This window comes from Brucella sp., assembly GCF_032066345.1.
GTDB lineage: Bacteria > Pseudomonadota > Alphaproteobacteria > Rhizobiales > Rhizobiaceae > Brucella > Brucella pseudogrignonensis.
Map to the genome: position 1 here is coordinate 16,374 of NZ_DAMBKZ010000031.1, position 24,807 is coordinate 41,180.

The window sequence follows — 24,807 nt, forward strand, 5'->3', positions numbered from 1 at the left end:
CAAATCTTTATGCGCCCTGCTTTTCCGGCAGGGCGCGCATTTCACGCGTGAGCCATTTTTCAAGTGCAAGCGTATCTGGTTGCCCTGCCCTGTGCGGCGCAATCCAGAGCAACATTCGACGTGGCCCCGGACGGAAGCCAAAAGGCGCTACCAGACGTCCCGATGCAATATGCTCAGCAACCAGCATATGCGGTACGACTGCCACGCCCAGCCCGCACAGCACCGCCTGAATCAGCAGATAGAAATGATGGAATGTGGATTTTGGCTCTGGCGCCGGAAAATCCACATGTGCCGCTTTTTGCCAGTCAGCAAATGCTTCAAGACGCGTTTGCGTGGCAAGTACAGCTGCTTGGTTCAAGTCGGCAGGCGTTATCAACGGGCATTGTGCAAGATAGGACGGCGCACAGACAAGTCCGATCGCTTCACGACCCATATCACGAATGACCGCATCTGCTGGCGGTTCGATAATGCTTGAGCGGATGGCTATGCCGATCTTGTCGCGCATGAAATCGATGCGGTCATAATTCATGTTGAACTGCAGTTCGATGCCCGGATAGCGATCATGGAATCGGCCAATGCGCGGGATGATCCACTCCATCATGATTGAGGATGAACACGACAAGGTCAGTGGTCCCGGCTTCACACGCTCTATACTGCCTTCAATAATTGAAAATGCGCTGGCCAATCCCTCAGCCAGTCGCCCACCTTCGGGCGTGGGATCGCTCAGTCGCGCATTGCGTGTAAGCAGAAGCACGCCAAGGGAATCCTCCAGAGATCGTATCTGACGGCTAACTGCCCCATGCGTCACGCATAATTCCTCTGCCGCCCTCGTCATCGAGCGATGGCGTGCGACGGCTTCAAAAGCCTTTAGCGCGTTCAAAGAAGGCAATGGACGCATGGAAACCCCCGTTCGTATCTGAGCATACCTGTGAGATTATATCACAAATCACAGACAATAAATCGCTTGCGGCGGCATGTCGCATTCTTTAGCTATCTCGCGTATTTAGGGGCGAAAGCACCGCTGGAATCCATTCTATCGTATGATATGCATTCAGGCAGTTCCCTTCGCTCTTGTTACTATGCAAGCAGGGAGGAACTGCAATGCAGCAAAAATCTCACGAAATGACGCCCGCTGAAAAGTCAGCCATATCGAAAATTTCGATCCGGCTGGTTCCCTTCATCGCGCTGATGTTCTTCATCAACTTCCTGGATCGCACCGCAATTTCCTTTGCTGGCCCGAACGGGATGACTGCCGACCTTGCGCTGACAGCAGCTCAGTTCGGTTTTGCCGCCGGTATCTTCTTTGTCGGCTATATCATTCTTGAAGTGCCTAGCAATCTCGCGTTGCACAAATTTGGCGCACGCAAATGGCTTGCCCGTATCATGGTGACATGGGGCATCGTCGCCCTTCTGTTCACTTGGGTTTCCAGCGCAACCGAGCTTTACATCCTGCGCTTCTTGCTAGGTGTTGCTGAAGCTGGCTTCTTCCCAGGTGCAATTCTGTTCCTGTCGACCTGGGTGCCTTCGCGTCACCGCAACAAGATCCTGGCGCTGTTCTATCTCGCACAGCCGCTGACCACTGTGATCGGCGCGCCACTTGCTGCAGAGCTGATCGCAATGCATGGCGCTTTTGGCCTCGAAGGCTGGCGCATCATGTTCTTCGGCGTTGCAGTCCCTGCAATCGTTGTCGGCATCATCACCTTCTTCTACCTGCCTGACACGCCGAATGACGCCAAGTGGCTGAACAAGGAAGAACGCGACTGGCTGAACGGCGCGCTCGCTCAGGAAGAGAAGATCAAGGAAAAGGCGCACGGCAGCCACAAGACCGGCCTTGCTCTCGCAGACAAGCGCGTCTGGCTCCTCTCGATCGTCTATTTCGGCCTGATCTACGGCCTCTATGCACTGGCTTTCTTCCTGCCAACGATCATTGGCGGCTTCGAACAGCAGTTCAACACCAAGTTCGACGTGTTCGATAAGGGTCTGATCACCGCAATTCCATATCTGCCAGCCGCTATCGCTCTCTATTTCTGGAGCCGCGATGCTGCAAAGCGCGGTGTGCGCCCATGGCACATTGGTATTCCAGCACTTGTTGGTGCCATTGCCATTCCGGCAGCACTTTTCATGCCAACGCCTGCAACCACGATCCTGATGATCACAGTTACGGCTTGCGCGATTTTCTCCGCCCTGCCTAACTTCTGGGCCATTCCGTCCCGCTTCCTAAGCGGCACGGCAGCGGCAGCAGGCATCGCGCTGATCAATACGATCGGCAATATTGCGGGCTTCGCAGCACCATACATCACAGGCCTCGTTAAAGACTGGACTGGTCTTTACGAAATGCCAATGTTCATTGTCGGCGCTGTCATGCTGGTATCTTCGCTGCTGGCGTTCTCCCTGACAGGTCGTCTCAAAGACCCGACAGAAGTACAGCAGGGCAAGTAATCTGCTTAAAACCAAAAAAGCCGCGCTGAAACCCAGCGCGGCTTTTTCTTGTCCAAATATCAGAAGCTAGAGCGATCCCAACTAATGCTGAATCATTGAAACCGCTCTATCGCTTTGTTCTCTCGCATTATCCGATGCATCGCACTTTTATTCGAAATGCTTTGATTACTTAACTTGAAGCGATTTGTGACCGTTATACTTGAATGGCTCCATACCGGCGCGGGCAAGTTCATCAGCGCGTTCATTTTCCGGATGGCCAGCATGGCCTTTAACCCAGTGCCACGTCACCTTATGCGGCTTGCGCGCCTCATCCAGTGCCTGCCACAACTCTGCATTCTTGACCGGCTTCTTGGCTGCAGTTTTCCAGCCATTGCGCTTCCAGCCCTCAATCCAGCCGGAAATACCATCACGCACATAAACGCTGTCGGTATAGAGATCGACTTCGCATGGCTCTTTGAGCGCATTAAGCGCTGAAATCGCGGCCATCAGCTCCATGCGATTGTTGGTGGTGTCGGCTTCGCCGCCCTTCAACTCTTTCACATGACCGTTCCAGCGCACGATAGCCCCCCAACCACCGGGACCGGGATTGCCAGAGCATGCACCATCCGTGAAAGCTTCAATCTGCTTCACGCGTCAGCTCCGCTCAGTTCAAGACCATATTCCGTTGCAGATGTAACCTGTCGGTGGAAGCGCATACGGCGCACATATTCCATCGGGTCTTTCTTCATGACAAAGCTGCCATCCGGCACATTAAGCCAGTCATAAAGACGGGTCAGCATGAAGCGAACAGCAGCACCGCGGGCCAATACTGGCAGAGCCTCAATTTCAGCGGTCGAAAGCGGTCGCACTGAATTATAACCCCGCAGGAAGGCCGCGCCCTTGGTTAGATTAAAGGAGAAATCTTTCTCAAAGCACCATGCGTTCAGGCAGACCGCCACGTCATAGGCGAGAATATCCGTGCACGCAAAATAGAAATCGATAAAGCCCGACAGGCGATCACCAAGGAAAAACACGTTATCAGGAAAGAGGTCAGCGTGGATGACGCCTTCAGGCAATCCCGTTGGCCAGTTCTTTTCAAGGTAATCAAGATCGCTTTCTGCCTCTGAAACCAGCCCCTGCTCAACAGCATCAGCGCGCGCCTTGGACAAGTCCCACAACGGACGCCAATCGGGCAATGTCAGACCGTTGCGGCGGCGCATGTCGAAGTCCTCACCCGCCAGATGCATTTCTGCCAATCCACGACCAACTTCTTCGCAATGAGCGACGGTTGGCTTACGCATCCACATGCCTTCAAGGAAGGTCACGATTGCCGCCGGACGCCCTGCAAGCTCACCAATCGTTGCGCCATCACGACGCACAACCGGCTGCGGGCATTCCAAACCACGCTTGGAAAGATGCAGCATCAGATTAAGGAAAAACGGCAAATCATCGCGGTTCACGCGCTTCTCATAAAGCGTGAGAATGAAAGAGCCTGTCGTGGTGTGGAGCAGATAATTGGTGTTCTCGACACCTTCCGCAATGCCCTTATAGGAAGTCAGAGCACCGATGTCGTATTGCTCGAGAAAAGCGCCAAGTTCGATTTCGTTGATATCTGTATAGACGGCCATGCCGCTTATTTCCCCATATTCACCACACGCGTCTTATCCGAAAGCCGTTAGCCAGTTTTCGGGATGCGCTCTAATTTAGGAATACCGACGACCCGGTTTTCGCCGTTGACGAATGCCATATCGCGCACCGTCAGTTCCACATCGCGTATCTCACGATTCACAAGGAAGTTTTCGGTTTCAACTGTCGTTTCTGCCAGTTCGATCTTCACATCAAAACGGGCTTTGAAAGCATCGATGATCTCATCGACGATGATCTCAGGCGCTGATGCACCAGCCGAAAGCCCGACGACCGAAATATCTCCGACCTTATCCCATTCGATATCGCTTGCGCGCTGCACAAGCATCGACATGCCCGCGCCCGCCTTTTCAGCAACTTCGACAAGACGCTTGGAATTGGAAGAGTTCGGAGCACCCACGATAAGAAACAGATCGCATCCAGGAGCCGCTGCGCGCACCGCATCCTGACGGTTCGTGGTAGCATAGCAGATCGATTCGGCGGCAGGTGCTGTCAGGTTCGGGAAACGCTGCTGCAACTCAACGATGATACCAGCTGTGTCGTCTACCGACAGTGTCGTCTGGGTTACGAATCCGAGATTATCTGGATCAGCGAATTCAATCGCCCGCGCATCCTCAACCGTTTCGATGAGCGTCACAGCGCCTTCGGGCAGCTGCCCCATAGTGCCGATGACTTCCGGATGGCCGGAATGACCGATCAGGATGACGTGACGGCCAAGGCGCTGATGACGCATTGCCTGCTTATGCACCTTGGAAACCAGTGGGCAAGTTGCATCAAGATAGAAGAGGTTCTTGGATTCCGCATCCGCTGGCACTGATTTCGGTACGCCATGGGCGGAGAATACCACCGGCTGATCACGATGTTCAGCCGGAATTTCATCAAGTTCTTCGACAAAAATCGCACCGCGGGACTGCAGACCTTCAACAACATAGCGATTATGCACGATCTCATGGCGCACATAGACAGGCGCGCCATATTTCTTCAGAGCCAGCACCACGATCTGGATTGCCCGATCAACACCTGCGCAAAAGCCGCGCGGGCCGCAGAGGCGGATTTCCAGAGGGGGTCGTGTATTGGTCATGAAGCGTGCTCGCAGGGTTCGGCGTGGCTTGAAGTGCTCACAATCATATAGGGTCGGGCATATAGGATCGGCATATAAGGCCGGAGTTGGGCTCTAACGAGGCCCTTGTCAAGTCTTTGTAGCCTTTCGATACCGCCAGAGCCAGCTTCCGACAACCCCTATCAGCGCCAAAGCGAGGCCATACCATGTAACCGCATATTGCAAATGGTTGTTGGGGAAATCAATAATCGTCACGCCGCCAACAGGCAAACCGCCAAAGTTTGGCTTGTTATCGGCATCAATAAAGAACGGCACAGCATCATCCAGCGACGGAATATCCGCGCTTTCAGCCATGGCCGACCAATCTTTCCAATAGAAGATATTTTTTGCGACATCATTGTCCGGAAGGAAGTAGCCCGGCTTTGCGCTGAGCGGATCGCGTGCAAGCCCCGTAATCGTCACAGGGCCATCCAGTTGTCCATCAAGGCGGGTTTGCGGGTCTTTCTTTTCGTAAGGGACGAAGCCGCGATTGACCAGCACGAAGCGGCCATCCTCAAGCATCAGCGGCGTATAGACATTGAAACCCGGCTTGCCATCATAGGTCGCCAGAAAATGGCGTTCACCCTGGTGCATGAAAGTGCCGGACACCGTCACCGGCAGATATTCAACCGACCCTTTTTCACGATAGATTTTTTCCATCTCTGCAAGCGGCAAAGGCGGCTCATGAATACGTTCCTGCGTGGACGCAATCAGCGCTTCTTTCCACTGCAACCGTTCGACCTGCCACGTACCCAGTCCAAGGAGAATTATCAGCGCGATAAGCGAGGCAATCAGCAATCCCCATGGCAGGCGCTGCCGCTTTGATTGGTCATTCATTGTCATCATCCAGACGTCCTTGTGACGCCTTGTTGCGAAATTGCAGATTGATGAGAATACCCTTGATGCTGCGCATGGCAAGAAGACTAAGGATAATCGCCAGTGGCACCCACAGAATGAAATGCACCCATAGAGGCGGCGAATAATTGACCTCCATCCATAATGCGAGGCCAACCACGATAAAACCGATGATGAGAATGACGAAGGCAGCAGGCCCATCGCCAGAATCGGCAAACGAATAGTCCAGACCACAGACCCTGCAGCGCGGCGCGACAGTTAAGAAGCCATCAAACAGTTTACCTTCGCCGCAGCGCGGGCAATGCCCTGTCAGCCCGCTCTTCACCGGGTCGACTGCTGGATATAGATTATGGTCCGACATCACACGTTCCCTAACACTTGCGAAAAGAAAAGGCGGCCATGTTTCCAAGGCCGCCCCATCATCTTATCAAACAGCTGATCAGCCGCCGTGCATTGGTGCGCCCCAACCGCCCCACACGTAGATCGTGAAGAACAGGAACAACCAGACGACATCCACGAAATGCCAGTACCAAGCGGCTGCTTCAAAGCCAAAATGGCGTTCCGGGGTGAAATCACCACCCATCGCGCGGAACAGGATCACCAGCAGGAAGATCGTTCCCACGATGACGTGGAAGCCATGGAAACCCGTTGCCATGAAGAAGGTCGCGCCATAGATCGAGTCTTTGAACTCGAACGGTGCATGAATGTATTCGTAGGCTTGAACGAACGAGAACAGCACGCCCAAAGCAACCGTCAGCGCAAGACCTGTGATCATGCCCTTGCGATCCTTGTGGAGCAGAGCATGGTGCGCCCATGTCAATGTCGTACCCGAAAGGAGCAGAATGACAGTGTTGTAAAGCGGCAGGTGCAGCGGATCCAGAACTTCGATGCCCTTTGGAGGCCACTGACCGCCTGTGAATTCTGCGCGCATCACCTGATGCACTTCGTTCGGGAACAGGCTTGCATCGAAAAATGCCCAGAACCATGCAGCAAAGAACATGACTTCCGAGGCAATGAACATGATCATGCCATAGCGCAGATGCAGTGCCACGACGCGGGTATGATGGCCTTCATGGCCTTCCTTGATCGTGTCTGCCCACCAGGCATACATGCAATACAAAACGATTGCCAAACCGATGAAGAAAATCCATGGCGTCACCAGATTGATACCGAAGAACGGAAGCTGGCCGTTATTGATATAACGCATCCATGAAATGCCGCCGACGGCAAGCACGAACGCGCCAACCGAACTCAGGAACGGCCATGGGCTGGGCGCGATGATGTGATAGTCGTGATTTTTCTCGTGAACGTCAGCCATGTCTCTCCCCAAGGCTCCTCTCTGTGCCTTCCTGTCTAAGCTCCCCTAAGAATCTCAGACAAATCCCTTAGTATCGCAACATAGAGCCGCTTGGCTCTTTTGTCTTTGCGGCATTGTGTGCCGCACAATTTTCGAACTCAGCTTCCGCTATTAGCCGCTGGTGCCGCCTTTGCATTTGCAACAGGCTTCGGCTTGTCAATCGGGAAGAACGTGTAGGAAAGTGTAATCGTCTGTACGTCTTTCAAATCCGGATCATTGACGATCTCCGGGTCAACGAAGAAAACAACCGGCATTTCCATGTCTTCACCCGGCTGCAAAGTCGTATCGGTAAAGCAGAAGCATTCAACCTTGTTGAAATAAGCGCCTGCACGGCCCGGAGCCACGTTGAAGCTCGCGCGACCATAGGTCGGCTCATCAAACAGATTACGCGCTTCATATTTTATCATGGTGGTTTCGCCGATGCGCACGGTCACTTCGCGCTCAACCGGCTTGAATTCCCAAGGCAAACCATTTGCGGTGTTGGCGTCGAAACGCACCTTCATGGTCTTGTCGAGAATGGTATCGGAATATTGCTCAACGCGCTGCGTGGTGCCGCCGTAACCCGTTACCTGGCAGAAAATACGATAGAGCGGCACTGAAGCATAAGCCGCGCCAATCATGCAGACAAAGAAGGACAGACACGCAATCGCAACCGTACGGTTTGAACGATTGAGCCGCTTCTGCTTCTCATCAATTTTCTGCTGATCTGCCATTCTCTCCTCCCAGATAGAACTCTTATCAGTCCACCCTAAAACTTAGAGTGGACGAACCAGAACATTCGCTCCCAGCTTTGCCATTGTGCCCACATAAACGAGGACAACGAACAGAGCCAAAGCAATTGCGAGGCCCCAGGAACGGTTGCGCTGAGCTTTTCTCTGCTGCTCAGTTGGTACAACCAGTTCCAGTTCCTCGTTATTTGGCTTCTGTACAGAATTACCCATCAAATCACTCCAAAGGCTGTCAGCAGCCTGATCGCCAGCGCTTCCACCAGCAGAACCGCAAAGACGCCCGAAAGGTACATCAGCGAAAAACGGAACAGTTTGCGCGCAGCAAGCAGCATCTGAGCATGGCTTTCGGCCATCCACATGCGCCATGCATAATAGACGAATGCCAGACCGAGCAGTGTAGAAATCACGCCATAAGTAATGCCAGCAAAACCAAGCACGTAAGGCAGCACGCCTACAGGCGCCATTATTACGGCATAGAACATCGCCTGACGACGGGTCGAAAGTTCGCCCCTCACATTCGGCATCATGGGGACTCGTGCGGCTTCATAGTCATTGGTCGAAAACAGCGACAAAGCCCAGAAATGTGGTGGCGTCCAAAGAAAGATGATCATGAACAGCACAACGCTGTCCCATGTGATCTCGCCAGTTGCAGCAGCCCAGCCGATCATTGGCGGGAAAGCACCGGCGGCGCCACCGATAACGATGTTCTGCGGCGTCGAGCGTTTGAGCCACATCGTGTAAATCACGGCGTAGAAGAAGATGGTGAAGGCAAGAAGAGCTGCAGCCAGCCAATTGACCATCAGGCCAAGCGTAATGACAGAAAATACCGAAAGCGTGAGGCCAAAGGCCAGAACCTGGTTCGGTGCAATGATACCTGCTGGAATTGGACGATTGCGGGTGCGCTTCATCACGGCATCAATATCGGCATCGTACCACATATTGAGAGCCCCGGACGCGCCAGCACCCACCGCAATGCAGAGAATGCTGATCGCAGCCAGCACAGGGTTCATATGCCCAGGCGCAAGCACCAAGCCCACAAGCCCGGTGAACACCACAAGTGACATCACACGCGGCTTCAGCAGGACGAGATAATCCCGCGCAGTCGCCTCGGAAAGAGCGAATGCGTCATCGGAAACCGTGTTTTTTTCCACCAGAGACATTAACTTCTACAACCTCGAATTCACCGGGCCAATGCTGTGCTCGGCCCAGAGCACACATCAGCTATTCAATACGACTTTTACCTCCCGGAGATGCATTCACTCCTAGTCAGAAGCGTCGTCTTGAACGTCAATCGGTGACGGACGGAACTGAATGCCGCCCGCACATATCACAGTTTTGCGCGAGGGCGAACCCCTTTCAGGGCTCGCCCCTTGCACATTTACTTTATACGCGGCAGCTGTTCCCACTGGTGGAACGGCGGAGGCGATGAAAGCTGCCATTCCAGCGTCGTCGCGCCTTCACCCCATGGGTTCGCACCAGCTTCACGCTTCTTCGCAAATGCCTCAAAGACATTGTAGAGGAAGATCAGCACAGCGAAGCCGGAAATGTACGAGCCGTAAGACGATACCATGTTCCAGCCTGCATAGGCATCCGGATAGTCGATGTAACGACGTGGCATACCAGCAAGACCGAGGAAGTGCTGCGGGAAGAAGACGAGATTGACGCCGACGAAGGTGACCCAGAAGTGCAGCTTCGCGGTGAATTCGTCGTACATATAGCCGCTCATCTTCGGGAACCAGTAGTACCAGCCTGCGAAAATCGCAAACACAGCACCCAGCGACAGAACGTAATGGAAGTGAGCCACAACGTAATAGGTGTCATGCAGCGCACGGTCGAGACCGGCATTGGCGAGCTGAACGCCCGTTACACCACCAACTGTGAACAGGAAGATGAAGCCAATCGCCCAGAGCATCGGCGCGCGGAAGGTCAGCGAGCCGCCCCACATGGTCGCGATCCAAGAGAAGATCTTGATGCCCGTGGGAACCGCGATAACCATCGTTGCGAAAACGAAGTAGCGCTGCGTGTCGAGCGACAGACCGACCGTGTACATATGGTGAGCCCAGACGACGAAGCCGACAACACCAATCGCGACCATAGCGTAAGCCATGCCGAGATAACCGAAGACCGGCTTGCGCGAGAAGGTCGAAATGATGTGGCTGACGATACCGAAGCCCGGAAGGATCAGAATGTACACTTCTGGATGACCGAAGAACCAGAACAGATGCTGGTAAAGGATCGGATCACCACCGCCATCCGGCGTGAAGAAGGTCGTGCCGAAGTTACGATCAGTCAGCAGCATGGTGATGCCACCTGCGAGAACCGGAAGCGAAAGCAACAGCAGGAATGCAGTTACCAGCACTGCCCAGGCGAACAGCGGCATCTTGTGCAGCGTCATGCCCGGAGCACGCATGTTCAGGATCGTCGTGATGAAGTTGATCGCACCAAGGATCGACGACGCACCGGAAATATGGAGCGCGAGAATCGCGAAATCGATTGCCGGGCCAGGCTGACCGCTCGTCGAAAGCGGCGGATACAGCGTCCAACCACCGCCAGGACCCCAGCCGCCGGGTGCCGAAGGCATGAACAGCGAGATCAGCAGCAGTGTGAGCGCCGGCGGAAGAAGCCAGAACGAAATATTGTTCATACGCGGGAACGCCATATCAGGCGCACCGATCATCAGCGGGATCATCCAGTTGGCGAAACCACCGATCAGCGCAGGCATAACCATGAAGAAGATCATGACCAGAGCGTGCGCAGAAGTGAACACGTTGAACATATGCTTACCAGCATCAAGAGCTGCGTCGCCCTCAACACCATAAACCATCTGTGCCAGACCATGGAAAATCTGGATGCCCGGCTCCTGAAGCTCGGCACGCATTGCAATAGACAATGCGCCGCCGATGATGCCGGAAATGATTGCGAAGATCAGGTACAGAGTACCGATGTCTTTATGATTGGTCGAGTAAACCCAGCGCACCCAGCCTTTAGGCTTGTGGTCGTCATGGGCTCCATGCTCGTGAGCTGCTGTGCCAGCCATGGAATTCGCTCCCGTTTTTCAACAGTCTTGCGTATCGAAGTCTTTAAAGACCCGCCGCAGCCACTTTATCGTTTGCATCGCCTTCAAGCTCAGCCTGAAGCGCCTTGTTTGCACCCGGAACATCCGAGGCGGCTGCCGTCAGCCATGTGTTGTACTGCTCTTTTGAGACGACACGAACGGCGATTGGCATGAAGGCATGGTCCTTGCCGCAAAGCTCGGAACACTGGCCATAATAGAGGCCTTCCTTGTCGGCTTTGAACCAGGCTTCGTTGATACGGCCCGGTACGGCGTCCATTTTCACACCAAAGGCCGGAATGGTCCATGAATGGATCACATCGGCAGCTGTTACCAGAAGACGGACCGTTTCGCCAATCGGCACGACCACTTCGTTATCGACTGCCAGAAGGCGCGGATAACGAGCATGATCTTCTTTGCCTGCAGCAGCGCGATCAGCATCCTTCAGGATAAGCGAATCAAAGCTTACCGGAGTTTCAGTCTGATATTCATAGCCCCAGTACCACTGATAACCGGTTGCTTTGACCGTCAGCGTTGGATCCTGAGGCGAATATTGAGCAGTCAGAAGCTGGAACGACGGCACCGCAAGGAAAAGCAGAATAATGACCGGACCCACGGTCCAGATAACCTCAATAGCCGTATTATGACTTGTCTTGGATGGCTCCGGGTTTGCGCTTGCGCGGAACCTGATCACACACCAGACGATCAGCGCCAGAACCAGCAATGTGATTGGAATGATGAACCAGAGCGTATAACGCTCAAACCAATGAATCTGCTCGGCAATACCGGTCGCAGCTTCTTGAAATCTTATCTCCCATGGACGCGGCTGATCCGCCAAAGCGGCACCGCTCGTCCACAGCAATGCGAAAGCACCAACGACGGCACCCCTCGTTGTGGCAACAAATTTATCCACCAGAACTCTCTCCCTTTTCGCCCTTTCAGGCTGGACGCCGGACGTTTAGACGGCCGTATCCCCCGTCAGCGTTCAAACCACACCTTAACGCACACCGCAAGGAAGGCGAATATGTTCCTGTGCGGCATTTTTGCGCGCAAGCCTGCGTCAGAGGCCCGCATGCCGATCATTCAATAAAGCGTCATAACCCTTCGAAAACTTGGGAAAAACCTGATAAACCCATAATGAAGCCATGATTTAGCAAGAGGTTTCCTCTAACGTGCCGCGTGATAATGGATGCAACTGCCGGGGACGCATCTCAGATGCAATGCCGGTATCACCTTTGCGATGATGGCTCGGAAGCGACAATAGCTTTTCACCGCCTGTTTCGGAGGGTAACGTCCCGGTGATTCGATCTGGAGATTTCATGATTTTCCGCACATCCGCCCGCCGCTCGATTTTCCAACGCTTTGCTACCCTCGCAACGAGTGTAGCTCTGGTCTTCGCGGCTGCTACAATGCCGTCAGTCGCGCAGGAAACGCCTGCGCAACTTCCAGCACCAACGGCACAAACACCTGCGCAGCCGCAATCTTCCGCGACGCCGCAGCAGAGTGGCACGCTCAAATCACAGCATGGCCCATGGGCGATTCTGTGTGATACGCCAGCCGGTGCCAAAACCGAGCAGTGCGCGCTCATTCAGAACGTGGTTGCAGCCAAGCGTCCCGAACTCGGCCTTTCGGTCGTCGTTCTCAAAACTGCTGATAACAAGGCTCGTATCCTGCGCGTTCTGGCCCCGCTCGGCGTATTGCTGCCAAACGGCCTCGGCTTGAATGTTGATGGCAAGGATATCGGCCGCGCCTATTTCGTGCGCTGCTTTGAAGACGGCTGTTATGCAGAGGTCATCCTTGAAGACGAGCTGCTCAACACATTCCGCAATGGCAAGTCTGCAACCTTCATCGTCTTCCAGACACCGGAAGAAGGCGTTGGAATTCCCGTAGATTTGAAGGGATTTGGTGAAGGCTTCGACGCCTTGCCGTAATCTCAAGGTTGTTCTCAACCGATTTAGCGCTTACATCCTGTGGCAAACACATGCCGCAGGATTATTTTTATGAAGAGCCTGATCGATAGCTTCGACGTAACTCGTGACGATATTGAGCGCCTTGTCTCGCAAAGCCTGAAAGGCAGCGACGACGGCGAACTCTTTATGGAATATCGCGAGGCGGAAGCACTCGTTTTCGACAACGGACGTCTGAAGACCGGCTCGTTCAATCAGGATCAGGGATTTGGCCTGCGGGCAGTCGCGGGCGAAGCTATTGGCTATGCCCATGCGGGCGATCTCTCAGTTGCTGCTCTCAAACGCGCGTCCGATGCGGTCTCTGCCACACTGACAGGTCATAGCGGCACATATGCAGCAGCACCCGCAGGAACCAATCGACATCTCTATACCGACGAGAACCCGATCGGCTCGCCGACATTCGATGCGAAGGTGCAGCTTCTGCAAAAGATCGATGCATATCTGCGCGCGAAAGACCCCAAGGTTCGGCAGGTTTCTGTGTCAATTGCCGGATCATGGCAGCAAGTGGAAATTCTCCGTGCTGATGGGCATTTTGTGCGCGATATTCGCCCGATGGTGCGTTTGAGCGTTTCGGTGGTAGCAGGCAATGGCGACCGTCAGGAATCCGGTTCGCACACACTTGGTGGACGCAAAGGTTTTGGCGACTTCATCACTACGGAAAGCTGGCAGAGCGTTGCCGATGAAGCATTGCGTCAGGCTCTGATTAATCTCGAAGCGATCCCCGCCCCGGCTGGCACCTATGACATTGTGCTGGGCAATGGCTGGCCGGGTGTGATGCTGCATGAAGCTGTTGGTCACGGCCTTGAAGGCGACTTCAACCGTAAGAAGACTTCCGCCTTTGCCGGTCTTCTGGGACAGCAGGTAGCATCGAAAGGTGTAACTGTTGTCGATGACGGTACGATCTCCGAGCGTCGCGGCTCACTCACCATCGATGATGAAGGCACGCCGACCAATCGCACGGTGCTGATCGAAGATGGCAAGCTGGTGAATTACATGCAGGACCGGCAGAATGCGCGCCTTATGGGTATGGAAGCGACTGGCAATGGTCGCCGCGAATCTTATGCGCACGCGCCCATGCCACGCATGACCAACACCTATATGCTTTCTGGTGACAAAACGCCGGAAGAGATAATCGCCTCCATGAAGAAGGGCATTTATGCCGTTTCCTTTGGTGGCGGTCAGGTTGATATCACGTCTGGCAAATTCGTGTTCGGCTGCACGGAAGCTTACATGATTGAAGACGGCAAGATCGGTGCGCCGATCAAGGGCGCGATGCTGATCGGCAATGGCCCGGATGCCATGCAGCGCATTTCGATGATCGGCAATGATATGAAACTCGATACCGGGTCGGGCAATTGTGGTAAGGGCGGACAGTGGGTTCCGGTCGGCGTTGGCCAGCCGCATCTGCGCATGGATCAGGTGACTGTCGGCGGTACAGCGGTATAATCCCTGCTCATGCAAGTGATCGATAAGTATCTGCCTGACTATGGTTTCAGCGAAGTCCATGGCTGCGATGTTAATGCCTCGCCTGAGGCAGTGTTTCAGGCGGCAATGAGCTACAGGCCAGAAACGGACATGTTCTTCCGCAGCATGATTGCATTGCGTGAAGTGCCCATGCGGGCACTTGCGCGACTGCGTGGGCGCGAAAATAGTGTTGCGCCGCCTTTCGGCTTGCATGAGTTTACGCTGCTTGAGCATAGGCCCAGTGAAGCACTGGTTTATGGGCTGGTAGGGCAATTCTGGAAGACTGATTTCGGCCTCGTAAAAATGGATAGCGCGGAAGACTATCTCGCTTTCTGCACACCGGGCGTTGCAAAGCTTGCACTGACATTCACAGTGACCGAACAGGGCGGCAAAACGCGCCTAGTCACCGAAACGCGTGTCTTTTGCCCTGATCGTAAAAGTCATCTTCGCTTCACGCCCTATTGGTATCTGATCCGTCCAGTCAGCGGCATAATCCGCAGCCGCATCCTCAATTCGATCAGGAAAGCCAGCGAAACAGCCATTTCTTCTTTCGGAGCTTCTTGATGAATATCATCGCCCACATCGAAATTCCGGTTACAAAGCTTGAACGTGCCGTCGCGTTTTATTCTGAAGTCTTCGACATCGCATTTGGCGAGGTGGCAAAAATCCACGGCAATCGCATGGCTTACTTTCCTTTCGAAGAAGGTAAGGATGGTGCTAGTGGCGCGCTGGCAGAAGGCGACGTCTATGTGCCAACTATCAATGGTGCGATTGTCTATCTCAGCGTTGCTGACATCGATAAGGTAATTGCAAAGGCCGCGAAATTCGGCAGCGAAGTACTGTTTCCAAAGACAGCTTTCGGCGAAAATAGCTTTGTAGCTGAAATTATGGATAGTGAAGGCAATCGTATCGCACTCCAGCAGCTATAACATTTTCTCCACAGCCCTTATTGCTGAAAGCGACCCGAGAGGACCGCGCATGACACTCAAAATCCGGACAGGTGGCGTTTACAAAGATGCACGCGGATATGAAGTGATAATCGTCATGCGATATCCCGACGGTAAATTTTATGGCGCTCAGGGAATTGTTTATCTTGCAGATGGGCGCAGTCATGTGCACGCTTATAAAGATCAGGACCCATGGAGACTGGTTGAAGAAATAAATCATGCCGGAGGAGATAATGCCTGAGACGCCATATGACTGGAGTGGGAAGCAGCCTGAAAAGCGCTCCCGACAAAAGCGCATGATGGTGATTGCAGCTGCAACCATGATCGCGCTGCTCTTCACACTGGCCGTAGTGGACGCGATCCTCATACTGGTCGACTGATGCTGCCGGTCTATGAAATCGACTGCACCGGCATAAAGTCACCCAACGAGCTCTGGCAGCGCTATCTCGACACCGTGCCCGCGCTTGATCCAAAATCCTTTGGCTATACGCTCGATTCATTCTGGGATGGTGTGCAATGGGGTGGCCCCGGCTGGCCAGGCGAATGCGAACTCGTATTCAGGAATGTGGAAGCCCTGCATGAGCTAAAAACGCTTGGCGGCAAGCCTTTTCTGGAAGCATTTCGGCAATTGGTTGCTGATACGGATCGCATTATGATCAGGCTGGAATGAGCGCAAAGCTCATTCCGTTATTTTGACCGAGGCATCGTATTTTGCCGAAGCGCTGACAAGCACTTCAATCTCGCTTGCGCAGAGATAGGCTTTCATTGCATCGAACTTTTTCTGATCCCAGTTGTATATTCCCAGACCCAACAGGGTTTCAACGACCGGTGCTGGAAACCGCGAGCGAACCACCGTAGCAGGATTACCGGCGACAATCGTGTAAGGTGCAACATCCTTCGTCACGATAGCACCAGAGGCGATGATTGCCCCTTCTCCGACAGTGATGCCCGGCATCAACATGGCACGCATTCCAATCCAGGCACCATCCGCAATAACGGTGTCGCCCTTTCCCTTATAGGCATCGAGAATGACATCCGGAAATGGATAGAGACTGAACCAGTCCGTACGATGCGTATGGTTGCCACCCATCAGGATGACTGCTTCCGCGCCTATACAAACGTAATCACCTATGTGGAGCTGATCCACAGGCCATTGAGATTCCCAAGCCTTGAGGCTGTATTCATCACCATACAAGTACCGAACAACGCTATCTTCAAATGAGCCTGTCCAGGCATTGCTGTAATAGCTGTGTTTTCCTCGTACATGAATATTCGGGTTCTTGACCGTTTCATGCAATAGCTCAACAACAGACCAGTGCTTGGTGGGCGGACTTACAAAAGACACGGCAATCACAACTTTCTAAAATTTTTCGGCAGTTCATTTCGAATGCCCAATCATTATCGTCGCAATCGGAAATCAAACCGACGGCGTGATATAATATTATCAACTAAATTAAGCGCTTAGACCACCCGCAACTGTAATGACGGTTCCGGTTACAAATCCTGATTTATCGGAAGCGAGCCAGAGCGCAGTTTGTGCAATGTCTTCCGGCTCGGCAATACGTCCCATCGGTGTCATGGCTGCGATTTTTGCTGGTCTGTCCGGGTTGCCGCTCATTGAATGAATAGAGGTATTGGTCGTGCCGACACGAATGGCATTTACCCGAATACCTTCCGGTGCCAGCTCTTTGCCAGCGCCGATCGAAATGGTTTCAACCGCACCTTTTGAGGCAGCATAATGGACATATTCGCCCGGGCTTCCCAAAACGGCCGCCACTGATGAAATATTGATGATTGTGCCGCCAGAGCCACCGTTGGCAGTCGACATGCGGCGTGCGGCTTCCTGTGTGCAATAGAGTAACCCGAAGACATTCGTCCTGAATGTTTGTTCGAGTGCTTCTTCCTCAAGCCCCTGGATGCGGGTGTTTTGCCCAATGATGCCCGCATTGTTGACGAGACAGCTGGGCGTGCCCAGCTCCCGATCACAGGTTGCGAAAAGATCGATCACGTTTTGCCGGTTTGCAACGTCGCTTCGCACAGCTATTGCCTTGGCACCGAAGCCTTCGCAGGCTTTTACAGTGCCAAGAGCGGCATCAACATCGCTTACATAGCTGATGCAGACATTATAGCCTTCGCGCGCGAAGAGCGTTGCAGTCGCAGCACCAATACCTCTGCTGCCTCCAGTGACGACAACAACTGGTCTCACGTCACGCCCTCCCCGCGCTTTGATGGCTGTTTAGATTCCCGGATTTTCCTCCAGAAGACCTTCGACAAATTCGAAAAGTCCCGGACGCCGATCACGGCGCAAACGCTCGGCAACGATGATGCCTTTGATGCCCGCATAGGAGCGCTGAAGGTCTTCATTGATGACGATATAGTCGTATTTTACCCATTTCTGGATTTCAAACCGCGCATTCTGCAAGCGGGTTTCGATCACATCAGCCGTGTCTTCCGCACGGCGGTTGAGGCGGTTCTGCAGCTCACGCATGGTAGGCGGCAGAATGAAGATCGACACCACATCGGCAGGCATCTTGGCTTGGAGCTGTTCAGCACCCTGCCAATCAATGTCGAACAGCATGTCCTGACCGTCTGCCAGCGCTTCCTCAGCGGTCTGACGCAACGTGCCGTAGAAGTTGCCATGCACTTCCGCCCATTCGATCAGCTCGTCATTGTCACGCAGCCGCTCAAATTCACGCTTGGTGATGAAGTGGTAATGCACGCCATCGATTTCGCTTGGGCGGCGCTCACGCGTGGTAACGGAGATCGATAGCGAGAGCTTCATATCCGGATCGCCGAGCAGCTGTCGCGCGATTGTGGATTTTCCGGCACCCGACGGTGACGAAATCACCACCATCAAGCCTCTGCGTGCAATGCCATGTTCGACCGAAGAGATGGCCATTTTCCGTTACTCCAGATTCTGTACCTGTTCGCGAAACTGATCGACGACTGCTTTCAGCTCAAGGCCGATTGCGGTGATCGACGCTGCATTCGACTTCGAACACAGCGTATTGGCTTCGCGATTAAATTCCTGTGAAAGAAAGTCAAGCTTACGCCCTACCGGACCGCCATCGGAAAGCAGCTTGCGGGCCGAAGCGACATGGGTTTCCAGCCGGTCCAGCTCTTCCTGAATGTCCGCCTTGGTCGCAAGGAAGGCCGCTTCCTGATAAAGCCGCGTTTCATCAAGATCGCGTCCGGTTTCCATGAGTAGAGCGACCTGCCCGGCCAGCTTTGTGCGGATAGCTTCGACACTACGCGACGGATCGTTCCGCGCTTCAAGTGTCAAACGCTCAATCGTATCGACATGGCCGGAAATGATCGTGAAAAGTGATTGACCTTCGTGAGTGCGTGCTTCGGCAATGGATTTCAAGGCGCCTTCAAAAGCCGCAACTACCGCTGTCTCAAGCCCTGCGCGTGAATTGTCGTCTTCGCTGACTTGCGCCTGATCGATAATGCCACGCAGCGAGAGAATGCCGTCAACGCTTGCTGGCTGAAGACCGTGTCGGGCCTGCAGCTCCGCACCTAGTTTCAGAACTTCATCGAGCATTGCTTGATTGATGGTGAAACCCGCCTGGGCTTCTGCACGTTCGACTGTCAGACTTGCCTGAAAATTTCCGCGCGAAAAATAGCGCGCCAGAAGTGAACGAACCGGGTGCTCAGCACCTTCCAGACCTTGCGGCAAACGCAAACGCAGGTCCAGGCCCTTGCCGTTGACCGAGCGTACTTCCCACACGATCCGTGCTTCGTTATCCGCTGCACCATACTGTATCGCGTGGCGCGCAAACCCTGTCATACTCTGGAGCGCCATGTGCACCTTTCTTTACCAACAACTAGCATGCGAAGTAAAACCGCCCATTACTGGGCGGTGTTTTGCTGCTGTAGCTGGTTCTTTTCTTGCTCAACCGCGCGCCATTTGCGCACATTGGCATTGTGTTCGGCCAAGGTCTTGGCAAAAACATGCCCGCCAGTACCATCAGCCACAAAATAAAGGTCTTCAGTATCAAGCGGATTGGCCACAGCCTCAAGTGCTGCGCGACCCGGATTGGCAATTGGTGTCGGCGGAAGACCATTGATTACATAAGTGTTGTATGGCGTTGGCTTCTCGATATCTGATTTGAAGATCGGGCGATCAGAAGGCTTACCAGCACCACCGAAGAGGCCGTAAATGATAGTCGGATCGGACTGAATACGCATACCCTTGTTGAGACGGTTCACAAAAACCGAAGCCACATGCGGACGTTCCGATGCTATACCTGTTTCTTTCTCAACGATAGAAGCAAGCGTCACGAACTCATTTTTGTCCTTGACCGGCAGATCAGCGCGACGTTTCGCCCAAGTATCATCAATCAGCTTCTGCTGTGAAGCGATCATACGATTGATGATTTCTTCGCGTGTCGAGCCGCGTGTGAAGTTGAGCGTGTCGGTGAACAGACCACCTTCGGGAGGCATGTTCTTTGGCATATCACCAACCAAAATTGGATCGGCAGAGATACGGTCGAACACCTGTTTGACAGTCAGGCCTTCCGGAATTGTCAGCGGATACATGATCGACTTGCCACTGATCAGAATATTCATCACGTCGCGCATGGTCGAGCCAGCAGGGATCGCATATTCGCCAGCCTTGAGATCATTCTCATGGCCGTAAGCACGCATACCATAGCGGAAGATACGTGCGTCGCTGACGATTTCACGGCCTTCGAGACTGTTCGAAACTTCTGAAACGCCAGCGCCACGCTTCACAAGGAATGTGGTTTCAGCAGTCAGAGGCCCTTGAGAGTCAAATTGTAGCTTGCCGAAGTAGAACAAGGCCGATGCACCGAGCAAAACCAGTACGATCAGTGACAGCATGAAATTCATGAAGACGACGATCTGGCTTCGTGCATGGCGCGAACGCTTGCGCGGCGGTGGCGTACCCGGTTCGGGGCGCAGAGCCTCTGAAGCAGATTTCGGCACGAAAGGCTTAGCTGCCGCCTGTTCGGACACCACAGCACCTTGCGGCTGCTGCTCTGCAGGGTTGGCTCCGGGCTTCTCTTCTGAACTCACTCCATCACCTCGTCCTGAGACCCGCGCGAGACGGCATACAAATCAACCAAATACTTGTGAAGCACACTAACCACAAAAAGCAGGTTTAAACATCGCATCGGGTTATATTTTGGCAAAAACGCGGAGAAATCCCCGCGTTTTTAAATAGATCGACTTTTGCTTAGGCTACCACTCAGGAATAGCGACGCAGAATCAACGAAGCATTGGTGCCGCCGAAACCGAAAGAGTTCGACAAGGCGATATCGATTTTGCGTTCGCGCGCTTTGTGTGGAACGAGATCGATCTTGGTTTCAACCGCTGGATTGTCCAGATTAAGCGTTGGCGGAGCGATATTGTCGCGAATAGCAAGCGTTGAGAAGATTGCCTCCGCAGCACCTGCCGCGCCGAGCAAATGCCCGATTGACGACTTTGTCGAAGACATGGAGACCTTCGAGGCCGCATCGCCAACAACACGTTCGACTGCACCCAACTCGATGGTATCAGCCATGGTCGAAGTGCCATGCGCATTGATGTAATCGATCTGGTCCGGAGTGATTTCCGCGCGCTTCAAAGCTGCAACCATGCAGCGCTCTGCGCCTTCACCGCTTTCAGTCGGAGCGGTGATATGGAAAGCATCACCTGACAGACCGTAGCCGATGACTTCAGCGTAGATCTTTGCGCCACGCGCAAGAGCGTGTTCCAGCTCTTCAAGAACAACAACGCCTGCACCCTCACCCATGACGAAACCGTCGCGGTCATTGTCATAAGGACGGGAAGCTGCGGTTGGATCGTCATTGCGCTTGGTGGACAGAGCCTTACAAGCAGCGAAGCCTGCCAGCGAAATGCGGCTGACCGGCGATTCCGTACCACCGGCAACCATGACGTCGGCATCGCCAAAGGCAATCAAACGGGCAGCATCGCCAATGGCGTGCGTTCCGGTTGCGCAGGCAGTTACCACGGAGTGGTTCGGGCCGCGAAGTCCATGTTTGATCGAAACATGGCCGGAAGCCAGATTGATCAAACGGCCGGGAATGAAGAATGGCGAAATACGACGCGGACCCTTATCACGCAGCGTGTAGCCCGCTTCGACGATGCCTTCGATGCCACCGATACCGGAGCCGATCAGAACGCCAGTGCGTACCTGATCTTCATCGCTTTCAGGATGCCAGTTGGCATCGTCCAGAGCCTGATCGGCTGCGCCAACAGCATAGACAATGAACGGATCAACTTTGCGCTGTTCCTTGGGCTCCATATGGAGATCGGGGTTGAATGTGCCGTTGGAGCCATCGCCGATCGGAATACGGCAGGCAATCTGGCAGGCCAGATCGTCAACTTCAAATTCCGTGATGCGGCGAGCACCGCTTTCACCTGCAACAAGACGCTTCCAGGTCTCTTCGACACCGCTCGCAAGCGGAGACACCAGACCAAGACCGGTGATGACGACACGCCTCATATCCACCCCTTAGATTTGATAAACTTCGTTGGAGACATCCCGCAGGCGAATAGCGCCTCATACGGCCGATGCTCAATCTTGCTACCGGATTGCGTTTCGCATGTGGCCTGTGTTTGGCCAGAACCGGTTATGTTCGTTCGTGTCTCCAAGCAGAAGACAAGTAGGGCCGGGATTGCAAGAATCCCAGCCCCAAAAGCTCAGATTAGGCGGATGCCTTATCGATGAACTTCACAGCGTCGCCGACCGTGAGGATCGTTTCTGCAGCGTCGTCAGGAATTTCAACGCCGAATTCTTCTTCGAAAGCCATGACCAGCTCGACGGTGTCGAGGCTGTCTGCACCAAGATCATCAATGAAGCTTGCGCCTTCGGTGACCTTGTCGGCATCTACACCCAGATGCTCAACAACGATTTTCTTGACGCGCTCTGCGGTATCGCTCATGTCGGAACCTCGACCTGTTGTTAGTTTGCTCTGCCTTGGTTAGCGGCATGCATGATTGTAATCAAGTTATAAGATGCCTGCCAAGTTTCGAGTTTACTCGCCTGACAGTCACCCTGTGGATATTCCTTGCGGAACAGGATAACGACATCTCGCAACCGAAATGCCGAAACTCTCGTCGGGCGCATTACCATGCTTCTTGAGCAAGGCAAAGCGCATTTTAGTTTTCACAGTCCGACTTTAAGCCTTTATATACCGTAAAATAGTGACCTCAAAGCCTGTAAAGGGCTTTTAGATCATAGCCATACCGCCATTGATGTGCAGTGTCTGGCCAGTCACATATGCGGCTTCATCGCTTGCCAGGTAAACAACCGCAGCAGCAATATCACCGCCAGCGCCCATACGCTTCATCGGGATGCTGCCCATGATTGCTTCCTTCTGCTTCTCGTTCAGCTTGTCTGTCATAGCCGATTCGATGAAACCCGGAGCAATACAGTTAACTGTAACGTTGCGGCTCGCAATTTCCTGGGCCAGCGACTTCGAGAAGCCGATTAGGCCTGCTTTGGACGCGCAGTAGTTTGCCTGACCTGGATTACCGGTCACGCCAACAATCGACGTAATATTGATAATACGGCCATTGCGGCGGCGCATCATCGGATGGGTCAGCTCACGCGTCAGGTTGAACACCGAGGTCAGGTTGACATTGAGAACCGCATCCCAATCTTCGTCGCTCATGCGTACGAACAGGCCATCACGGGTAATGCCGGCATTATTGACGAGAATATCAATACCGCCCATTTCTTCTTCCGCCTTCTGGCCAAGAGCCTTGACGGCTTCGCGGTCAGACAGGTTTGCCGGGAAAATGAACGTACGATCACCGAGTTCAGCAGCGAGCTCTTTCAGCTTTTCTTCACGCGTACCATGAAGGCCGACGACTGCGCCCTGCGCATGAAGAGCGCGAGCAATCGCTTCGCCCAGACCGCCGGTCGCACCGGTTACGAGAGCCTTGCGGCCAGTCAGATCAAACATTCCAGATCCTCTTATGCATTAAGCGCAGCAAGAGCTGCATCGATTTCTTCGGCCGAACCAACAGTTACGCCAGTCACATCTTTGGAGATGCGACGCGCAAGACCGGTCAGAACCTTGCCTGAACCTACTTCATAAAGCGTGGTTACGCCATTGGCTGCAAACCATTCAACAGTTTCCCGCCAACGCACCTGACCCGTGACCTGCTCGACCAGAAGATCAGCGATCTCATTGGCATCCGTGACAGGCGCCGCACGCACATTGGCAATCAGCGGCACAACCGGATTGTGCTTCTCAACCTGAGCCAGCGCTTCACGCATAGCTTCCGCAGCAGGAGCCATCAGCGTCGAATGGAACGGTGCAGAGACGGGCAACATGATCGCACGCTTGGCACCTTTTCCGGAAGCAAGCGAAGCCGCCAGTTCAACAGCCGCTTTTGAACCAGAAATGACGAGCTGACCGCCTCCATTGTCATTTGCTATCTGAACCGAGCCGGAGGCCTTTGCTTCTGCACAGATGGCTTCAACATCGCTGTGCTCGAGGCCGATAATGGCAGCCATTGCGCCTTCACCGACCGGAACAGCCTTCTGCATGGCGTTACCGCGAATACGCAAAAGGCGGGCAGTATCTGCAAGCGAGAAAGTGCCCGCTGCGCACAGCGCCGAATACTCGCCGAGCGAATGGCCCGCAACGTAGGCGACTTTGTCCTTCAGCGAAAAGCCACGCGCTTCCATGACGCGCAACGTGGCAATCGAAACCGCCATGAGAGCTGGCTGTGCATTGGCCGTCAGCGTCAGAACATCTTCCGGACCTTCAAACATGGTCGCGGAGAGCTTTTCGCCCAGTGCTGCGTCTACTTCCTCGAAAACAGCGCGTGCTTCAGCGAACTGTTCCGCCAAGGCTTTGCCCATGCCAACTGCCTGGCTGCCCTGTCCGGGAAAGGTAAATGCTACCGCCATGAATGCCTCTTTTTATATAACAATTTCACGCGATGTGCCCCAGCATGGGTTGAAAAGTCAAGTATTTGTGGATTTTTGCCAGTCGCAACGCTTGCAAAGCAGGGGAAAAACACGTAATAGGCGCCCGTTCGTTGCTGGCATTAGCTGGGGGCTGAACGGAGGAGCATGTCTTCCTCACCGTTAAAAGTGAGAATGCATGTGGAAGTCGTAAGTGCTTCTGCCTCCCGTGTCTCCGCTCTCGATTGTCTTTACCCAAGCGTCCTTTCTTCCCGGTTTTCCGGTTCTAAGAGAAGTCGCAGAGGCTTAGCCGTTAGTGCCAGCGTGATGCAACAGAAGAAAGGCAAAGCCAATGGCTCTTTATGAACATGTGCTTCTTGCCCGCC

29 protein-coding genes are annotated in these 24,807 nt (G+C 53.8%); 8 read left to right on the plus strand and 21 right to left on the minus strand.

Translation table 11 applies throughout. The annotated features are described in order from the left end of the window. Positions 1-7 precede the first annotated feature (7 nt). Positions 8-898 carry a LysR substrate-binding domain-containing protein gene (locus RT142_RS23095; RefSeq protein WP_112806990.1) on the minus strand — a complete coding sequence of 297 codons (891 nt, stop codon included), beginning with the start codon at positions 896-898 and terminating at the stop codon, positions 8-10. Between the two features lie 203 nt (positions 899-1,101). On the opposite strand from RT142_RS23095, the gene RT142_RS23100 reads away from it, so the two are divergent. Continuing rightward, on the plus strand, positions 1,102-2,439 hold the full coding sequence (locus tag RT142_RS23100) for an MFS transporter (protein WP_112806992.1): 1,338 nt from the start codon (positions 1,102-1,104) through the stop codon (positions 2,437-2,439). Between the two features lie 165 nt (positions 2,440-2,604). On the opposite strand, the gene rnhA is transcribed toward RT142_RS23100, so the two are convergent. From rnhA to coxB, 11 genes are all read right to left on the minus strand, one after another. Beyond that, on the minus strand, positions 2,605-3,069 hold the full coding sequence (gene rnhA, locus RT142_RS23105) for a ribonuclease HI (protein ID WP_064320288.1): 465 nt from the start codon (positions 3,067-3,069) through the stop codon (positions 2,605-2,607). Further along, the gene (locus tag RT142_RS23110) at positions 3,066-4,046 is read right to left on the minus strand and encodes a homoserine kinase (RefSeq protein ID WP_007874029.1); all 981 of its coding nucleotides are present in this window, start codon (positions 4,044-4,046) and stop codon (positions 3,066-3,068) included. The genes rnhA and RT142_RS23110 overlap by 4 nt, the downstream gene beginning before the upstream one ends. 47 nt (positions 4,047-4,093) lie before the next feature. Next, entirely contained in the window at positions 4,094-5,143 is a 1,050-nt protein-coding gene (gene ispH / locus RT142_RS23115) for a 4-hydroxy-3-methylbut-2-enyl diphosphate reductase (protein ID WP_112806996.1), read from the minus strand. Between the two features lie 108 nt (positions 5,144-5,251). After that, positions 5,252-5,998: an SURF1 family protein gene (locus tag RT142_RS23120; protein WP_112806998.1), complete on the minus strand. Its 747-nt coding sequence runs from the start codon at positions 5,996-5,998 to the stop codon at positions 5,252-5,254. Beyond that, positions 5,991-6,377, minus strand: coding sequence for a DUF983 domain-containing protein (locus RT142_RS23125; protein WP_007874024.1), 387 nt, complete (start codon positions 6,375-6,377; stop codon positions 5,991-5,993). Before RT142_RS23125 ends, RT142_RS23120 begins: the two co-directional genes overlap by 8 nt. 78 nt (positions 6,378-6,455) lie before the next feature. Continuing rightward, positions 6,456-7,334, minus strand: a complete 879-nt coding sequence (locus RT142_RS23130; protein ID WP_007874023.1) for a cytochrome c oxidase subunit 3 — start codon at positions 7,332-7,334, stop codon at positions 6,456-6,458. 137 nt (positions 7,335-7,471) lie between these two features. Continuing rightward, positions 7,472-8,086: a cytochrome c oxidase assembly protein gene (locus RT142_RS23135; protein WP_313031897.1), complete on the minus strand. Its 615-nt coding sequence runs from the start codon at positions 8,084-8,086 to the stop codon at positions 7,472-7,474. A 42-nt stretch (positions 8,087-8,128) separates the two neighbouring features. Beyond that, positions 8,129-8,314 carry a hypothetical protein gene (locus RT142_RS23140; RefSeq protein ID WP_007874021.1) on the minus strand — a complete coding sequence of 62 codons (186 nt, stop codon included), beginning with the start codon at positions 8,312-8,314 and terminating at the stop codon, positions 8,129-8,131. Further along, complete coding sequence (gene cyoE / locus RT142_RS23145) at positions 8,314-9,261, minus strand: heme o synthase (protein ID WP_007874020.1); 948 nt, start codon at positions 9,259-9,261, stop codon at positions 8,314-8,316. The genes RT142_RS23140 and cyoE overlap by 1 nt, the downstream gene beginning before the upstream one ends. Before the next feature lie 218 nt (positions 9,262-9,479). Beyond that, the gene (gene ctaD, locus RT142_RS23150; RefSeq protein WP_007874019.1) at positions 9,480-11,138 is read right to left on the minus strand and encodes a cytochrome c oxidase subunit I; all 1,659 of its coding nucleotides are present in this window, start codon (positions 11,136-11,138) and stop codon (positions 9,480-9,482) included. 43 nt (positions 11,139-11,181) lie between these two features. After that, positions 11,182-12,066: a cytochrome c oxidase subunit II gene (coxB, locus tag RT142_RS23155; protein ID WP_007874018.1), complete on the minus strand. Its 885-nt coding sequence runs from the start codon at positions 12,064-12,066 to the stop codon at positions 11,182-11,184. A 406-nt stretch (positions 12,067-12,472) separates the two neighbouring features. On the opposite strand from coxB, the gene RT142_RS23160 reads away from it, so the two are divergent. From RT142_RS23160 to RT142_RS23190, 7 genes are all read left to right on the plus strand, one after another. Then, positions 12,473-13,084 carry an invasion associated locus B family protein gene (locus RT142_RS23160; RefSeq protein ID WP_064320283.1) on the plus strand — a complete coding sequence of 204 codons (612 nt, stop codon included), beginning with the start codon at positions 12,473-12,475 and terminating at the stop codon, positions 13,082-13,084. Between the two features lie 69 nt (positions 13,085-13,153). Beyond that, a complete protein-coding gene (gene tldD, locus RT142_RS23165) occupies positions 13,154-14,566 on the plus strand; it encodes a metalloprotease TldD (protein WP_112807002.1) in 1,413 nt (470 codons plus the stop codon). A 9-nt stretch (positions 14,567-14,575) separates the two neighbouring features. Then, on the plus strand, positions 14,576-15,148 hold the full coding sequence (locus RT142_RS23170; protein ID WP_113159866.1) for a hypothetical protein: 573 nt from the start codon (positions 14,576-14,578) through the stop codon (positions 15,146-15,148). Further along, positions 15,148-15,513, plus strand: a complete 366-nt coding sequence (locus tag RT142_RS23175; RefSeq protein ID WP_112807006.1) for a VOC family protein — start codon at positions 15,148-15,150, stop codon at positions 15,511-15,513. The genes RT142_RS23170 and RT142_RS23175 overlap by 1 nt, the downstream gene beginning before the upstream one ends. Before the next feature lie 49 nt (positions 15,514-15,562). Further along, positions 15,563-15,772, plus strand: a complete 210-nt coding sequence (locus RT142_RS23180; protein WP_079211588.1) for a hypothetical protein — start codon at positions 15,563-15,565, stop codon at positions 15,770-15,772. Beyond that, the gene (locus RT142_RS23185; protein ID WP_153223297.1) at positions 15,765-15,911 is read left to right on the plus strand and encodes a hypothetical protein; all 147 of its coding nucleotides are present in this window, start codon (positions 15,765-15,767) and stop codon (positions 15,909-15,911) included. Before RT142_RS23180 ends, RT142_RS23185 begins: the two co-directional genes overlap by 8 nt. Further along, positions 15,911-16,201: a hypothetical protein gene (locus RT142_RS23190; protein WP_112807008.1), complete on the plus strand. Its 291-nt coding sequence runs from the start codon at positions 15,911-15,913 to the stop codon at positions 16,199-16,201. The genes RT142_RS23185 and RT142_RS23190 overlap by 1 nt, the downstream gene beginning before the upstream one ends. A gap of 9 nt (positions 16,202-16,210) precedes the next feature. Here RT142_RS23190 and RT142_RS23195 read toward each other — a convergent pair whose 3' ends face one another. The 9 genes from RT142_RS23195 to fabD form a co-directional block, all read right to left on the minus strand. Further along, a complete protein-coding gene (locus RT142_RS23195; protein WP_064322376.1) occupies positions 16,211-16,876 on the minus strand; it encodes a CatB-related O-acetyltransferase in 666 nt (221 codons plus the stop codon). A gap of 108 nt (positions 16,877-16,984) precedes the next feature. After that, entirely contained in the window at positions 16,985-17,737 is a 753-nt protein-coding gene (locus RT142_RS23200; protein ID WP_112807010.1) for an SDR family oxidoreductase, read from the minus strand. A 30-nt stretch (positions 17,738-17,767) separates the two neighbouring features. Further along, a complete protein-coding gene (gmk, locus tag RT142_RS23205; RefSeq protein ID WP_007874006.1) occupies positions 17,768-18,430 on the minus strand; it encodes a guanylate kinase in 663 nt (220 codons plus the stop codon). 6 nt (positions 18,431-18,436) lie between these two features. Next, positions 18,437-19,336, minus strand: coding sequence for a YicC/YloC family endoribonuclease (locus RT142_RS23210; protein ID WP_313031905.1), 900 nt, complete (start codon positions 19,334-19,336; stop codon positions 18,437-18,439). 47 nt (positions 19,337-19,383) lie between these two features. Continuing rightward, a complete protein-coding gene (mltG, locus tag RT142_RS23215) occupies positions 19,384-20,571 on the minus strand; it encodes an endolytic transglycosylase MltG (RefSeq protein WP_007873999.1) in 1,188 nt (395 codons plus the stop codon). Between the two features lie 172 nt (positions 20,572-20,743). Beyond that, positions 20,744-22,003, minus strand: a complete 1,260-nt coding sequence (fabF, locus tag RT142_RS23220; RefSeq protein WP_064320276.1) for a beta-ketoacyl-ACP synthase II — start codon at positions 22,001-22,003, stop codon at positions 20,744-20,746. A gap of 202 nt (positions 22,004-22,205) precedes the next feature. Beyond that, on the minus strand, positions 22,206-22,442 hold the full coding sequence (locus RT142_RS23225) for an acyl carrier protein (RefSeq protein ID WP_002963616.1): 237 nt from the start codon (positions 22,440-22,442) through the stop codon (positions 22,206-22,208). 288 nt (positions 22,443-22,730) lie between these two features. Further along, on the minus strand, positions 22,731-23,468 hold the full coding sequence (fabG, locus tag RT142_RS23230; protein WP_113159869.1) for a 3-oxoacyl-[acyl-carrier-protein] reductase: 738 nt from the start codon (positions 23,466-23,468) through the stop codon (positions 22,731-22,733). A gap of 11 nt (positions 23,469-23,479) precedes the next feature. Continuing rightward, entirely contained in the window at positions 23,480-24,424 is a 945-nt protein-coding gene (fabD, locus tag RT142_RS23235; RefSeq protein ID WP_151561725.1) for an ACP S-malonyltransferase, read from the minus strand. Positions 24,425-24,807: the final 383 nt, after the last annotated feature.